This is a genomic window from Pseudomonas synxantha (assembly GCF_900105675.1).
GTDB classification, from domain to species: Bacteria; Pseudomonadota; Gammaproteobacteria; order Pseudomonadales; family Pseudomonadaceae; genus Aquipseudomonas; species Aquipseudomonas synxantha.
The window spans coordinates 6768052-6781969 of record NZ_LT629786.1 but is presented as its reverse complement, the minus strand read 5'-3'; the positions used below and the strand labels follow the sequence as shown (position 1 = coordinate 6781969).

Below are 13918 nucleotides of genomic sequence, written 5' to 3'. Positions count from 1 at the left end.
TAGAAAAACAAAAGGCACGACCTGTAAACAGGATCGTGCCCGATGTTAACCGGCTGACACGCGAGGTGCCAGTCAGTTAGGTGCGGCTTAAGCTGCTACCACGACAACGCGTACGGTGGCTTCAACTTCAGCGTGCAGGTGCACGGCTACGTCGAATTCGCCTACGTTGCGGATGGTGCCGTTCGGCAGACGAACTTCGCTCTTCTGCACTTCAACGCCGGAGGCGGTCAGTGCATCAGCGATGTCGTGGGTGCCGATCGAACCGAACAGCTTGCCTTCGTCACCGGCGGTGGCAGTGATAGTCACTTCCAGCTCAGCCAGTTGGGCAGCGCGAGTTTCGGCCGAAGCTTTTTTGTCTGCTGCGGCTTTTTCCAGCTCAGCGCGACGCTCTTCAAACGCAGCCAGGTTGGCAGCGGTTGCAGCGGTTGCTTTGCCGTATGGCAGCAGGTAGTTACGACCGTAGCCGGCCTTAACGTTCACTTTGTCGCCCAGGTTGCCCAGGTTGGCGACTTTTTCCAGAAGGATCAGTTGCATGTGAAAATCCTCTAACTTTTAACCTTCACCGTTCGCGTTATCGGCGTCTTTCGACGCCAGACGACCGCGAAAATCAATCAGGCCGTCGACAATGGCCAAGACCACGAGTAACGGATAGATCAGCTGCATGAACAGCAACAGCGTGACGTACAACCCCACCAGCCAAAACCTGGCCAGGCGCTTGCGCGCAACCAGCCCATGGATCAGGGCCAGCCCGGCAAACACCAGCGGTACGCTGCAAATCGGCGCCAGCAAGGCCATCTGTGGGCCGAAGTTCGGCCCGACAACCATGCACGCCAGCAGCAACATCGCCGGCCCCGCTGGGATTCTGATACTGCGAAACTCGCGACCAAAACCACCCGGGTTGTACAACAACGCCTGCCAATAACGCCCAAGAATCAGGCTCAGCACGCTGACGACCTGCAACAATGCCGCAATCAGGCCGGTCAGGACCGGGGCAATCAGTGACGCAAACCGCGCTCGCTCATCTACCGACAACTGCTGGTAGAGATCCCCGAGGGCCAGCGGCAGGATCTTGACGATTTCCTGCGACAGCGCCTCGATTTGCGGGCGGAAAGCCGCGCCAAGCATCACTGAGTACACCAACCCCAATGCCACGCTGACCAGCAGCGTGCGGACCCAGGACTCACTTGCGCGCAGAACCAACGCAAGGCTCGATGACCCCAGCAGTACCAGAAGTACCCGTGGATCACCCATTTGCAGCCACCAGATCAAGGCCGGCAACAAACCCAGGGCAAGAACGCCAAGGGCGTCCTTCAAACCGCGCCGCAGCAGCACAAGGCAACCCGCGGCAGCACCCAACCAATAAAGCAACGGCAATGCCGCACAGCCAGCCACTACCAGAGTGGCCTGCATACGACCGCGCATGATGAACTCAGCTAAGGCGCGCATGCATTCAATCCCTTACTACTTGTCGACTGCCCGGTCTCAGCGGCCGTGGCTGTCGGTGTAGGCCAGCAGGGCCAGGAAGCGGGCGCGCTTGATAGCGGTGGCCAGCTGACGCTGATAACGTGCTTTGGTACCGGTGATACGGCTTGGAACGATTTTGCCGGTCTCGGATACGTAGGCTTTCAGAGTGTTGAGATCTTTGTAATCGATCTCTTTCACGTCTTCAGCGGTGAAGCGGCAGAATTTACGACGACGGAAGAAACGTGCCATTTGATAGGCTCCTTAAAAGGTCCGTGGATTACTCGTCAGCGTTATCGCTGTTGTCGCTGTCATCACTATCAGCGCTATCAGCGCCTTCGTGCTCAGGACGGTCGCGACGCTCACGGCGCTCACTGCGGTTTTCTTCAGCCTTGAGCATCTCGGATTGGCCGGTAACGGCTTCTTCGCGACGGATGACCAGGTTACGGATCACTGCATCGTTGTAGCGGAAGTTGTCTTCCAGCTCGGCCAGGGCCTTGCCAGTGCACTCAACGTTCAGCATCACGTAGTGAGCCTTGTGAACATTGTTGATTGCGTAAGCCAGTTGACGACGGCCCCAATCTTCCAGACGGTGGATTTTGCCGCCGTCTTCTTCGATCAGCTTGGTGTAACGCTCAACCATGCCGCCGACTTGCTCGCTTTGATCCGGGTGGACCAAAAAGATGATTTCGTAATGACGCATGAATGCTCCTTACGGGTTGTAGCCTGCCGCTCAAAAACGGTCAGACAAGGAGTGAATGACACTTATGGATCTTGCCGCAGGGGAGGCACATGCGTGCCTGCCAGGAAGGCAAGGGGCGCAATTGTAGAGAAGGGGGAGAAGCGGCGCAAGGTGATTGGTGATTATTTGAACAATCTCCCAAACACCACAAAATTAAATGTGGGAGGGGGCTTGCTCCCGATTGCGATGGGCCAGTCACATCATCTGTAACTGATCTACCGCTATCGGGGGCAAGCCCCCTCCCACATTTTGAACTGCATCAAACCTGATTACTTCTTGGTCTTAGCCTTGGCGCCGCGCTGGCGCTGGGCTTCAAACAGGCATACACCCGTTGCAACCGACACGTTCAGGCTGCTGACGCTACCGGCCATCGGCAAGTGCACCAGATAATCGCAATGTTCACGGGTCAAACGACGCATGCCTTTGCCTTCAGCGCCCATGATCAGAATGGTCGGGCCGGTAAGGTCCTGGTCATAAATGCTGACCTCAGCCTCGCCCGCCGTACCCACGACCCACAGACCACGCTGCTGGAGCTTTTCCAGCGTGCGCGCCAGGTTGGTCACAGCCACCAGAGGAATCACTTCCGCCGCGCCGCAGGCGACTTTACGCACTACCGGCGTCAGGGTCGCTGACTTGTCCTTGGGCACGATCACCGCCAGCGCACCGGCGGCGTCCGCAGAACGCAGGCAGGCGCCGAGGTTGTGCGGGTCGGTCACGCCGTCCAGCACCAGCAGCAGTGGCGCGCCTTCGGTACGGTCGAGCAGCTCGTCGAGCATCGCTTCGCCCCAGACCTGGCTTGGGCTGACGTCCGCCACCACGCCCTGGTGCACGCCTTCGACCCAGACGTCCATTTCACGACGCTCGGCCTGGCCGATGGCCACCTTGTTTTGCGTAGCCAGTTCGACCAGCGCCTGTACACGCGGCTCGCTGCGGCCTTCGGCCAACCACACCTGCTTGACGCGCTTGGGGTGATGACGCAGCAGTGCTTCTACGGCGTGCACGCCGTAGATTTTTTCCAGACTCATGACTTGGCCTTAGGTTTGCGCGACCCGCCGCTCTTCGCGGGGGCCGAACCCGCTTTAGGCGGGCCTTTACGGTGTTTACTCGGCTTGCTCGACGGCTTTTCCGCCCCTTGGGACTTTCCCCCAGACGCCGCTTTACCACCGCTTTTGGCTTCGTTGAGCAACTGCTGCTTCAACTCGCGGCTCTTGCGCAGCTCGGCGTTTTTCGCCGCGGCATCGCTTGGGCGGTAGGCTTCAGGGGCCTTGTCCTTGGCAGAAGAGCGACGGCCGGCCTTGGCAGGTGTCGGCTCGGCGACTGCCGCTTTCGCCGGAGTCCCTTTGCCCTTGGCCGCCGGCACTGCGGTTTCACTGCCACGCTTTTTACGGCCAGTCGGCTCTGCGGGCTTGTCAGGCATGCCGAAGTCGATCTTGCGTTCGTCGAGGTCGACGCGCATGACCTGCACTTCCACGGTATCGCCCAGGCGGAAGCTGCGACCGGTGCGCTCGCCCGCCAGGCGGTGATGCACAGGATCGAAGTGGTAGTAATCACCCGGCAAGGCGGTGACGTGCACCAGGCCCTCGACGTAGATGTCGGTCAGCTCGACGAACAGGCCAAAACCGGTCACGGCGGTGATCACACCCGGGAATGTCTCGCCAACGCGATCCTTCATGAACTCGCACTTGAGCCAGTTCACTACGTCGCGGGTGGCTTCGTCGGCGCGGCGCTCACTCATGGAGCACTGCTCGCCCAGCTGTTCCAGGGCCGCCTCGTCGTACGGATAGATCCGTGCCTTCGGAATGGTCATGGCACCGGCGCGCTTGACGTGCGGGGTGTTCTGCTTGGAGTGGATCACGCTGCGGATCGCCCGGTGCGTGAGCAAATCCGGGTAGCGACGAATCGGCGAGGTGAAGTGGGTATACGCCTCGTAATTCAAGCCGAAGTGGCCCTGGTTGTCGGCGCTGTATACCGCCTGACTCAGGGAACGCAGCATCACGGTCTGGATCACGTGGTAATCCGGACGGTCCTTGATGCTCGCCAGCAGTGCCTGGTAATCCTTCGGCGTCGGGCCGTCCTTGCCTTTGTGCAGGGACAGGCCAAGCTCACCGAGGAACGCGCGCAGCTTTTCCAGGCGCTCCGGCGGCGGGCCGTCATGCACCCGGTACAACGCTGGAATTTCGTGCTTTTTCAGGAACTCGGCGGTGGCCACGTTGGCCGCCAGCATGCATTCCTCGATCAGCTTGTGCGCGTCGTTACGGGTGGTCGGGGTAATGGCCGCGATCTTGCGCTCGGAACCGAAGACAATCCGGGTTTCCTGGGTTTCAAAATCGATCGCGCCACGGGTATGACGGGCGCCCAGCAAGACCTTGTACAGCGCGTACAACTGCTTGAGGTGCGGCACCACGTCGGCGTATTCGCTGCGCAGGGCCTTGGCTTCGCTGGTCTTCGGTGTTTCCAGGATGGTGCTGACCTTGTTGTAGGTCAGGCGTGCCTGGGAGTGGATCACCGCTTCGTAGAACTGATAGTCGGTCATCTCGCCGGTTTTCGAGATGGTCATCTCGCACACCATGGCCAAGCGGTCGACTTTGGGGTTCAGGGAGCACAGGCCGTTGGACAGCTGCTCGGGCAGCATCGGGATCACGCGCTCAGGGAAGTACACGGAGTTGCCGCGCACCTGGGCTTCATTATCCAGGGCCGAGCCGAGCTTCACGTAGCTGGAGACGTCGGCAATCGCGACGAACAACTTCCAGCCGCCGGAGAACAGGCGCAGCTTGCCGGGCTTGGCTTCGCAGTAGACCGCATCGTCGAAGTCGCGGGCATCTTCGCCGTCAATGGTGACGAACGGCAGATGACGCAGGTCGATGCGTTTTTCTTTGTCTTTCTCTTCGACTTCCGGCTTGAGCTTGGCGGCTTCCTTGAGCACCGCATCAGGCCAGACGTGAGGAATATCGTAGGTGCGCAACGCGACGTCGATTTCCATGCCCGGCGCCATGTAGTTGCCGACCACTTCAACGATATCGCCCTGGGGCTGGAAGCGCGCAGTCGGCCAATGGGTGATCTTCACCTCGACGAACTGGCCGACCTTGGCCGCGCCATTGCGGCCTGGCGTGATCAGCACTTCCTGCTGGACCTTCGGGTTATCCGGTACCACAAAGCCGATGCCGCCTTCTTCGAAGTAACGGCCGACGATGGACTCGTGGGCACGGGACACCACTTCGACGATCACGCCTTCACGGCGACCGCGACGGTCGAGGCCGGAAACGCGCGCCAGGGCACGGTCGCCGTCGAACACCAGGCGCATTTGCGCAGGGCTCATGAACAGGTCGTCGCTGCCGTCGTCCGGGATCAGGAAGCCAAAGCCGTCACGGTGGCCGGCAATGCGGCCCAGGATCAGGTCGAGCTTGTCTACCGGCGCGTAGGTGCCGCGGCGGGTGTAGATCAGTTGCGCGTCGCGCTCCATGGCGCGCAGGCGGCGGCGCAGGGCTTCGAGCTGGTCTTCGGTGGTCAGACCGAATTCTTCGACCAACTGCTCGCGGCTAGCAGGCGAACCACGATCGGCGAGGTGCGCCAGGATCAGTTCGCGGCTAGGAATAGGGTTTTCATATTTTTCCGCTTCACGAGCGGCCTCGGGATCGAGGGACTGCCAATCGGCCATTAGAGAGTTTTCACCTTGTCTATATGTGGGTTAGTTTGGCATACGCGTATTGAAACGGGAAATTTCAGGTATCAACAAGCGTTTAAAAGCCTTTTGCGACCCCCGGCGCGCACCTTGCACGACCACTGGCGAAATTTTCCAGGCTTTTTTCATGGCAGGGGTTTACAGCGCAAATATCGCTCCGTATAGTGCGCGCCATCGACGACGGCAACGTTGTTAGATAATGCCCAGGTGGTGAAATTGGTAGACACGCCAGCTTCAGGTGCTGGTGATCGCAAGGTCGTGGAAGTTCGAGTCTTCTCCTGGGCACCAAATTCAGATCAAACCCGCGAAAGCGGGTTTTTTCGTTTCAGGCCTTTGATTTTTAACGGAAAAAATGATTTATATTTTCAAATCAGGGGTTTACAGATCAAAAAGCCCGCCGTATAGTTCGCCCCATCGACAGCGGCAACGTTGTTAGATAAATGCCCAGGTGGTGAAATTGGTAGACACGCCAGCTTCAGGTGCTGGTGATCGCAAGGTCGTGGAAGTTCGAGTCTTCTCCTGGGCACCAAATTCAGATCAAACCCGCGAAAGCGGGTTTTTTCGTTTCTGATGCCATAAAAACTCCCCAGTGATTTCCCCCCTCATCCGCACTTGAGAAGTTTTATCGTTTATCCTTGCAATGATTTGTTGCATATAGCGAGGAACACTTCGGATGATGATCCGCGATAACCGACTCAAGACATCCCTTCTGCGCGGCCTGGGCTTCACCCTGCTCGGCCTGACCCTGCTCTCGCCCGCCGCCTATTCCGCCGACAAGATCGCTCTGACCCTGTACAACGGCCAACACAAGGAAGTCGGCGACGAGCTCGCCAAAGCCTTTGAAGCCAAGACAGGCATTCACGTTAACGTGCGTAAAGGCAGCAGCAATCAGCTGGCCAGCCAAGTCGTCGAAGAAGGTGACCGCTCCCCTGCCGACGTGATCTATACCGAAGAATCGCCGCCGTTGAACAAACTCGGCGAGCAAGGCTTGCTGGCGAAGATCGATGCCAGCACCCTCGATGTACTACCCAAGGATTACGTCGGCCGTAACGGCGATTGGATGGGCGTGACCGCCCGCACCCGCGTCGTGGCCTTCAACCCAAAACTGATTGCTGAAAAAGACCTGCCCAAGTCCGTATTGGACTTCGCCGGCCCCGAGTGGCAGGGCAAGGTCGGCTTCGTACCCACCAGCGGCGCGTTCCAGGAACAAGCGGTGGCGATCATCAAGCTGCACGGCCGTGAAGCCGCGGAAGAATGGCTGACCGGCCTGCGCGCCTTCGGCAAGGTGTACAGCAACAATATGGTCGCCCTCAAGGCTGTGGAAAACGGCGAGGTAGCCACCGTGCTGGTGAACAACTACTACTGGTTTGCCCTGAAGAAGGAAAAAACCAACCTGGACTCCCAACTGCACTATTTCACTGATGGCGATGCCGGCGGCCTGATCACCGTGTCCTCCGCCGCGGCGCTGAAATCCAGCAAGCATCCCAAGCAAGCCCAGCAGTTACTCGCCTTTATGGCCAGCGAAGAAGGCCAGCGCGTGATCACCAACACCTCGGCCGAATACCCGCTGCGCAAGGGTATGGAATCCAATCGTGGCCTCAAGCCCTTCAGCGAGCTGCAACCGCCGAAAGTCACCCCAGCCGACCTTGGCAACGCCGAAGAAGCGCTGGAGCTGGAACGTGATGTTGGCTTGAACTGATGAACCCGTCGCTAACGGCCGGCGCATTCAGCCCCCGGCGCAAACGCCCCTCGATCTGGCTGTTGCTGCCGGTGCTGTTGCTGGTCGGCTTGAGCCTGCTGCCACTGGCATATGTCGGGCTCAAGGCCTGGCAGGCGGGCTGGGCAGAGGCGGTGCATCTGTTATGGCGGCCGTATGTCTTTGGCCTGCTGCGCAACACTCTTGCACTGATGGTCGGCGTGACCGTGACCTGTGGCGTGATCGGCCTGTCCCTGGCCTGGCTGCTGGAACGCAGCAACCTGCCAGGACGGCGCATCTGGGGCGTGATCCTGTGCCTGCCATTTGCCGTGCCGGCGTTTGTCAGCAGCTTTACCTGGGTGTCGCTGAGCGCCGACTTCGAAGGACTCGGCGGCGCGATCCTGGTGATGAGCCTCTCCAAGTATCCGCTGGTATTCCTGCCAGTGGCGGCGACCTTGCGCAACCTTGACCCGTCCCTGGAAGAATCCGCCCGCACCCTGGGGCTGAACCGCTGGGGCGTGTTCCTGCGCATTACCTTGCCGCTGCTGTGGCCGTCGTTGCTGGCCGGGGCACTGCTGATCGCCCTGCACATGCTGGTAGAGTTCGGCGCGTTGTCGATCATTGGCCTGCAGACTTTTACCACGGCGATCTACCAGCAATTCGAACTGGAATTCAGCAATGCCAATGCCGCGATGCTCTCGGCGGTACTGCTGGTAATGTGCCTGACCTTGCTGTGGCTGGAGTTGCGCGTGCGCGGCAAAGGCCGGCACGTGCGCATAGGCCAAGGTGCGGCGCGACATGCCGGACAGGTCCCGCTGGGCAAATGGACGCCTTTGGGCCAGGTGTATTGCCTTGGGCTGGCGATCATTGGCAGCGGTATTCCCCTGGGGATGCTCGGTTACTGGCTGGCCGTAGGCTCATCTGCAGCGTTTCCGATGGCAGAGATAGGTGAGGCGCTGCTGTCCTCCCTGGCACTGTCACTGGGCGGCGCAGCTCTGTGCCTGGTGCTGGCGGTGCCGGTGGGACTGCTGGTGGTGCGCTACAAAGGTCAACTGGCGACCTGGGCCGAACGCCTGCCCTATCTATTGCATGCTCTGCCCGGCTTGGTGATTGCGCTGACGCTGGTGTATTTCGCCCTGCATTATGTGCCGGTGCTGTATCAGACCTCGGCGTTGCTGTTGATCGCTTATGCGCTGCTGTTCTTGCCCTTGGCCCAGGCACCGATTCGCACGGCGCTGAACAAGGCCGCACCGCAATTGGAAGAGGCTGCACGCACGTTGGGCGCTTCGTCGTTCAGTGCGTTTTGTCGGGTGACGCTGCCGATTATCTTCCCGGCGCTGGGGGCGGCATTTGCACTGGTATTCCTGGATGCGATGAAGGAGTTGACCGCGACGTTGCTGCTCAGTCCGACCGGGCTGAATACCTTGGCGACGGCTGTGTGGGCGCATACCTCGAATGTGGAGTTTGCGGCGGCGGCACCTTATGCAGCACTGTTGATTCTGGTGTCGGGGTTGCCGGTGTATTTGCTCACGACTCGGATGTATCTGAGTCGCTGAAACCGCTATCGGGGGCAAGCCCCCTCCCACATTTGGAATGCGTTCCAATGTGGGAGGGGGCTTGCCCCCGATGAGGCCGGCACAGGCGACGCTAAGCCCTGAACTGCCCCAGGCTCGCCTTCAACTGCGCCGCCAACCCATCCAGCACCTTGCCACTTGCCGTCGTCTCCACCACCGCCTGTGCCGCACGTTCGGCCTGGGCATGGATCACCTCGACCCGCCCACGCACCGCATGGGCGCCCTGGGCCTGATGCTCGGCTGCACGCGTCGCCAGGCCAATGGCCGCGTGCACCTGTTCCACTGACGCCTGTACCGTCTGCTGCAAGCGCACGCTGTCACGCAGCACCAGCAAGCCTTCATTGGCCTGGCGCCCAGCCTTGCCGATGGTTTCCACCGCCTCACGCGCGCCCTGTTGCAACGCCACGATATGCGCCTGGATATCGCCTGTGGAGCTTTGGGTCTTGCTGGCCAGCGCCCGCACTTCGTCCGCCACCACGGCAAAGCCGCGACCGGTCTCGCCGGCCCGTGCCGCTTCGATGGCCGCGTTAAGGGCCAGCAGGTTGGTTTGCTCGGCGATGCCGTGGATCACAGTCAGCACGACTTCGATCTGCTCGCTTTGCTGGGCCAGACGCTCGATGACCTGGGAGCCGGCCTGGACCTGTCCTGCCAACGCTTCGATCAAGTTGCCGACTTCGGCGGAAGTGCGCGAGTTTTCATCCGTGGCCTGGCGAATATCCACCACCTGTTGCAACGCCGCCTGCATCGCATGGCTTTCGGCCTGGGCCTCGTCGGCCATTTGCGAGAGTGCGCGCAAACTCTCCGCCACTTCGTCACGCTGCAAGCCAGCGGCAGCATCCGCGCCAGCATTGCGCAACGTCATTGCACCGATTTCAACGCCGGTGCGCTGGGCCACATCGCCTGCTTCGCGCACGATGGGTTGCAACTTATCCACAAAGCGATTGACCGCCGAGGCCATGTCACCGATTTCGTCCTTGCTGTTGATCTGCACGCGCTTGGTGAGATCGCCCTCGCCTGCCGCCAAGTCATCCATGGCCGCGATCAGCAGCTTCAAGCGGTTGACCACGCGCCGACCGAGTACGATGGCGATCAGCAGCAATACGCCAAGCCCCACCAAGGCCAGGCCCATGCCGATACGCCAGCGCAGGGTGCCCGCAGCTTCCTGCACGGCACTGGCGGTGTTGGCGGTCATCTGGGTGGCAGTGGCTTGTGCCGATTGCAACCTTGCGCCCATGGCGGCGGCACTATCAGCCGCAGCGCCCTTGAGGCTGTCGCCTACCAATTGATCGCCACTGGCGATCAGCGCGGCAAAGCGCTTATCCAATGCCTGTAGATCAGCCTCGACCGCAGCGGTCGACACCCCCATGCGCACCTTGCCGATTTCCACGCCGTTGGGGCTGATGGACGCTTCGACGTAATACACAGAAGGATCTGTCTTCGCCGCGTCCAGAACCTTATCCAGGGCACGTTCACCTGCGCCCTTTGCCAGCAGGGCCTGGTTGATTGGGTTTTCACGATTCAAATAACGGGTCAGGTGCTCCCCCGCCGCATCGTCGTAAACCACAAACAATACGTTGGGATTGCGCTGGGCACGCCGGGCGAACTCCGACAGCGTCGGTACATCACTGTCCCACATGGCGCGAGGGGCCACGGAAGCCAACAACTGCGCCATATCATTGGCGGAGTCCTGCAGGTCTTTTTCCAGGGTCGCACGCAGCTGCTTCTGTTCTTCCTGCAAGCGCGTAGATAGCCCGGCCGTCAGACGCTGGCGGGTGCTGGTAGACAGGCTGTCCAGGCTGGAGGTGACTTCCTTGCCCGCCTGGGCCAATTCGCCAGACAGCTTCTGGCTGTCGATACCCAGGCGATTGCCCAAATCGGCCTCCAGTGCAGTGACCGTGCTCCGGGTCAGAGCGACGGCGACCAGCACTTGCACCAAAAGAGCGATACCAAGGGTAACGAAGACCGGCCGCAACAGCCGGCTTTGTAACAATGAGAGAACGGCAGACATCGGGAATCCCTCCACCACGGGTGCCATTAAATTGATAGCACCGCGAAAGAGAGAAACACAGCAAGGGTCGTGCCGCCTGGCCTGCAGATACGACAAAGGGCTCCCGAAGGAGCCCTTTGCTTTTTACATCAACAGCTTATTAAGCGAACGGGTGACGCAGCACGATGGTCTCGTTGCGGTCCGGGCCCGTCGAAATAATGTCGATCGGTGCGCCGATCAACGCTTCAACACGCTTGATGTAGGCCCGAGCGTTGGCTGGCAGTTCTTCCAGGGTCTTGGCACCCACGGTCGATTCGCTCCAGCCCGGCACTTCTTCGTACACAGGCTGCAGGCCTACGTAGCTGTCGGCGTCGGTCGGAGCGACATCGTTGCCTTGTGCATCTTTGTAGCCGATGCAGATGTTGATGGTTTCCAGACCGTCGAGGACGTCCAGCTTGGTCAGGCAGATGCCCGAGATGCTGTTCACATCGATAGCGCGACGCAGGATAACGGCGTCGAACCAGCCACAACGGCGAGCACGGCCGGTGGTTGCGCCGAACTCGTGACCTTGCTTGGCCAGGTGTGCACCGACGTCGTCGAACAGCTCAGTCGGGAATGGACCCGAACCGACACGGGTGGTGTAGGCCTTGGTGATGCCCAGGATGTAGTCCAGGAACATCGGGCCAACGCCTGAACCTGTGGCTACGCCGCCAGCGGTGGTGTTGGAGCTGGTCACGTACGGGTAGGTACCGTGGTCGATGTCCAGCAGCGAACCCTGGGCGCCTTCGAACATGATGTCTTTGCCGGCGCGACGCAGGTCGTGCAGCTCGGCGGTCACGTCCAGCATCAGCGGCTTGAGCAGCTCAGCGTATTCCTTGCACTCGGCCAGGGTCTTTTCGAACTCGATGGCAGGCTCTTTGTAGTAACCCACCAGCATGAAGTTGTGGTAATCCACCAGTTCACGCAGCTTGTCTTCAAAGCGCGGCATGTTGAGCAGGTCGCCTACACGCAGGCCACGACGGGCAACCTTGTCTTCGTAGGCCGGGCCGATACCGCGACCGGTAGTACCGATCTTCAGCTCGCCACGGGCCTTTTCACGGGCCTGGTCCAGCGCAACGTGGAAGGACAGGATCAGCGGGCAGGACGGGCTGATACGTAGACGCTCACGCACCGGCACGCCTTTCTCTTCCAACTTGATGATCTCGCGTAGCAGGGCATCAGGTGCGACCACCACGCCGTTGCCGATCAGGCACTGCACACCTTCGCGCAGTACGCCCGACGGGATCAGGTGCAAGACGGTTTTTTCGCCATCGATGACCAGGGTGTGGCCAGCGTTGTGGCCACCTTGGTAGCGCACTACGGCGGCAGCATGTTCGGTCAGCAGATCAACGATCTTGCCTTTGCCCTCATCACCCCATTGGGTGCCCAGGACTACGACATTCTTACCCATAACACTTGTCCTCATTCGCGCAAACTTGGTGCCGGCGATGGCCGGCAGGAAAACTCAAGAAGCCAGTGGCGATACTTGCCAAAGCCCGTTCTGCTGAATCAATTGCCGGTCGCAGTCCGCTTCACGGGCGGCGGCCAATGGCTGCCCAGGCAAGGCCTGGACTACACGCTGACCCTCACTGCGTAACTGGCAAACCTGCTGCCAGAGCGCTGCGTCCGTACTGTCGGGCATCCAGATGCCACCAGACGGCAGCTCGACCTCAGCACGCCCCAGGGTCACCAGGGTTTTCAAATCGGTGGAAAAACCAGTGGCCGGACGCGCACGACCGAAGTCAGCGCCGATATCGTCATAACGACCACCCTGGGCGATGGCTTGGCCAACACCCGGGACAAATACCGCGAACACCACGCCGGTGTGGTAGTGATAGCCACGCAATTCGCCAAGATCAAAATACAGAGGCAGCTGCGGGAACCGCGCCGACAGGCGCTCGGCGATTGCCAGCACGTCATCCAGCGCGGCCAATACCGGCGCTGGCGCCTTGGCCAGGCGCTCACGTGCAGCCGACAGCACTTCACGGCCACCGCACAGATCCACCAGCGCACGCAGCATGCCGGCCAGATCCGAAGGTACACCCTCGGTGAGAGCGACCACTTCATCGATGGCCTTGCGTTGCAGGGCATCGAACAATTGCTGCTCTACTTCGCCGGACAACCCGGCCGCACGGGCCAGGCCGCGGTAGATACCGACATGCCCCAGATCCATGTGCACATCCGGCACATCCGCCAGTTGCAGCATGGCCAGCATCAGGCTGATCACTTCAACATCGCTGCTCGGGCTGGCATCGCCGTACAACTCGGCGCCCAACTGGATCGGGCTCCGGGAAGACGACAAGGCACGCGGCTGGGCATGTAGCACGCTGCCGGCGTAGCACAGGCGGCTAGGACCTTCGCGGCGCAGAGTGTGCGCATCGATGCGCGCCACTTGCGGCGTGATGTCGGCACGGAAACCCATTTGCCGGCCCGATTGCGGGTCGATGACCTTGAAGGTGCGCAGATCCAGGTCCTGGCCCGCGCCGGTCAGCAGGGATTCCAGGTACTCGATATGGGGAGTCACGACAAACTCGTAACCCCAGCTCTGGAACAGATCCAACACCTGGCGACGCGCTATTTCAATGCGCGCAGCTTCTGGTGGCAGTACTTCTTCGATGCCATCTGGCAGCAGCCAGCGGTCTACCGTTGCCATTACGCCATTCCCCTTTGATCCGGGCGGCCAGCCCTCGGCCGAACCTTGAGTGAAGCAGAAAATACCCGCCTCTTGCATAAACCACGC

At 60.5% G+C, this 13918-nt stretch carries 10 protein-coding genes, 2 tRNA genes and 2 pseudogenes; 4 read left to right on the top strand and 10 right to left on the bottom strand.

What is annotated here, in order from left to right; translation table 11 throughout:
- Nucleotides 1-87: 87 nt before the first annotated feature.
- From rplI to rnr, 6 genes are all read right to left on the bottom strand, one after another.
- On the bottom strand, nucleotides 88-534 hold the full coding sequence (rplI, locus tag BLU48_RS31305) for a 50S ribosomal protein L9 (RefSeq protein WP_003171376.1): 447 nt from the start codon (nucleotides 532-534) through the stop codon (nucleotides 88-90).
- An 18-nt stretch (nucleotides 535-552) separates the two neighbouring features.
- Nucleotides 553-1446 (bottom strand): YybS family protein, encoded by an 894-nt coding sequence (locus BLU48_RS31300; protein WP_057023423.1) that lies wholly within the window; start codon nucleotides 1444-1446, stop codon nucleotides 553-555.
- Between the two features lie 36 nt (nucleotides 1447-1482).
- Nucleotides 1483-1713: a 30S ribosomal protein S18 gene (gene rpsR / locus BLU48_RS31295; protein ID WP_002551829.1), complete on the bottom strand. Its 231-nt coding sequence runs from the start codon at nucleotides 1711-1713 to the stop codon at nucleotides 1483-1485.
- Nucleotides 1714-1741: 28 nt separating this feature from the next.
- Nucleotides 1742-2164 (bottom strand): 30S ribosomal protein S6, encoded by a 423-nt coding sequence (gene rpsF, locus BLU48_RS31290; RefSeq protein ID WP_003236224.1) that lies wholly within the window; start codon nucleotides 2162-2164, stop codon nucleotides 1742-1744.
- 308 nt (nucleotides 2165-2472) lie between these two features.
- Nucleotides 2473-3228 carry a 23S rRNA (guanosine(2251)-2'-O)-methyltransferase RlmB gene (gene rlmB / locus BLU48_RS31285; protein ID WP_005784248.1) on the bottom strand — a complete coding sequence of 252 codons (756 nt, stop codon included), beginning with the start codon at nucleotides 3226-3228 and terminating at the stop codon, nucleotides 2473-2475.
- Nucleotides 3225-5858 carry a ribonuclease R gene (gene rnr, locus BLU48_RS31280; protein WP_057023424.1) on the bottom strand — a complete coding sequence of 878 codons (2634 nt, stop codon included), beginning with the start codon at nucleotides 5856-5858 and terminating at the stop codon, nucleotides 3225-3227. The genes rlmB and rnr overlap by 4 nt, the downstream gene beginning before the upstream one ends.
- A 225-nt stretch (nucleotides 5859-6083) precedes the next feature.
- Here rnr and BLU48_RS31275 point away from each other — a divergent pair.
- The 4 genes from BLU48_RS31275 to BLU48_RS31260 all read left to right on the top strand — a co-directional run bounded on the left by BLU48_RS31275 (nucleotide 6084) and on the right by BLU48_RS31260 (nucleotide 9134).
- Nucleotides 6084-6170, top strand: a tRNA-Leu gene (locus tag BLU48_RS31275).
- A gap of 154 nt (nucleotides 6171-6324) precedes the next feature.
- Nucleotides 6325-6411 (top strand) — tRNA-Leu (locus tag BLU48_RS31270).
- 144 nt (nucleotides 6412-6555) lie between these two features.
- A complete protein-coding gene (locus tag BLU48_RS31265; RefSeq protein ID WP_057023425.1) occupies nucleotides 6556-7581 on the top strand; it encodes an extracellular solute-binding protein in 1026 nt (341 codons plus the stop codon).
- Nucleotides 7581-9134 (top strand): ABC transporter permease, encoded by a 1554-nt coding sequence (locus BLU48_RS31260; protein WP_057023426.1) that lies wholly within the window; start codon nucleotides 7581-7583, stop codon nucleotides 9132-9134. The genes BLU48_RS31265 and BLU48_RS31260 overlap by 1 nt, the downstream gene beginning before the upstream one ends.
- 91 nt (nucleotides 9135-9225) lie before the next feature.
- On the opposite strand, the pseudogene BLU48_RS32790 reads toward BLU48_RS31260, so the two are convergent.
- The 4 genes and pseudogenes from BLU48_RS32790 to BLU48_RS31245 all read right to left on the bottom strand — a co-directional run.
- A pseudogene (locus tag BLU48_RS32790) lies at nucleotides 9226-9741 on the bottom strand (methyl-accepting chemotaxis protein); the annotation flags it as partial.
- A gap of 390 nt (nucleotides 9742-10131) precedes the next feature.
- Nucleotides 10132-10185, bottom strand: a pseudogene (locus BLU48_RS32785) (hypothetical protein); the annotation flags it as partial.
- A gap of 1114 nt (nucleotides 10186-11299) precedes the next feature.
- Nucleotides 11300-12589 carry an adenylosuccinate synthase gene (locus BLU48_RS31250; RefSeq protein ID WP_057023428.1) on the bottom strand — a complete coding sequence of 430 codons (1290 nt, stop codon included), beginning with the start codon at nucleotides 12587-12589 and terminating at the stop codon, nucleotides 11300-11302.
- 54 nt (nucleotides 12590-12643) lie between these two features.
- Nucleotides 12644-13831: an ATP phosphoribosyltransferase regulatory subunit gene (locus tag BLU48_RS31245; protein WP_057023429.1), complete on the bottom strand. Its 1188-nt coding sequence runs from the start codon at nucleotides 13829-13831 to the stop codon at nucleotides 12644-12646.
- Between the last annotated feature and the right edge of the window lie 87 nt (nucleotides 13832-13918).

Coding starts and splice junctions, on each gene's coding strand:
- BLU48_RS31300 (WP_057023423.1), bottom strand. CDS start 1,446: ATGCGCGCCTTAGCTGAGTTCATCATGCGCGGTCGTATGCAGGCCACT.
- BLU48_RS31265 (WP_057023425.1), top strand. CDS start 6,556: ATGATGATCCGCGATAACCGACTCAAGACATCCCTTCTGCGCGGCCTG.
- BLU48_RS31245 (WP_057023429.1), bottom strand. CDS start 13,831: ATGGCAACGGTAGACCGCTGGCTGCTGCCAGATGGCATCGAAGAAGTA.
- rlmB (WP_005784248.1), bottom strand. CDS start 3,228: ATGAGTCTGGAAAAAATCTACGGCGTGCACGCCGTAGAAGCACTGCTG.
- rpsF (WP_003236224.1), bottom strand. CDS start 2,164: ATGCGTCATTACGAAATCATCTTTTTGGTCCACCCGGATCAAAGCGAG.
- rnr (WP_057023424.1), bottom strand. CDS start 5,858: ATGGCCGATTGGCAGTCCCTCGATCCCGAGGCCGCTCGTGAAGCGGAA.
- rplI (WP_003171376.1), bottom strand. CDS start 534: ATGCAACTGATCCTTCTGGAAAAAGTCGCCAACCTGGGCAACCTGGGC.
- rpsR (WP_002551829.1), bottom strand. CDS start 1,713: ATGGCACGTTTCTTCCGTCGTCGTAAATTCTGCCGCTTCACCGCTGAA.
- BLU48_RS31260 (WP_057023426.1), top strand. CDS start 7,581: ATGAACCCGTCGCTAACGGCCGGCGCATTCAGCCCCCGGCGCAAACGC.
- BLU48_RS31250 (WP_057023428.1), bottom strand. CDS start 12,589: ATGGGTAAGAATGTCGTAGTCCTGGGCACCCAATGGGGTGATGAGGGC.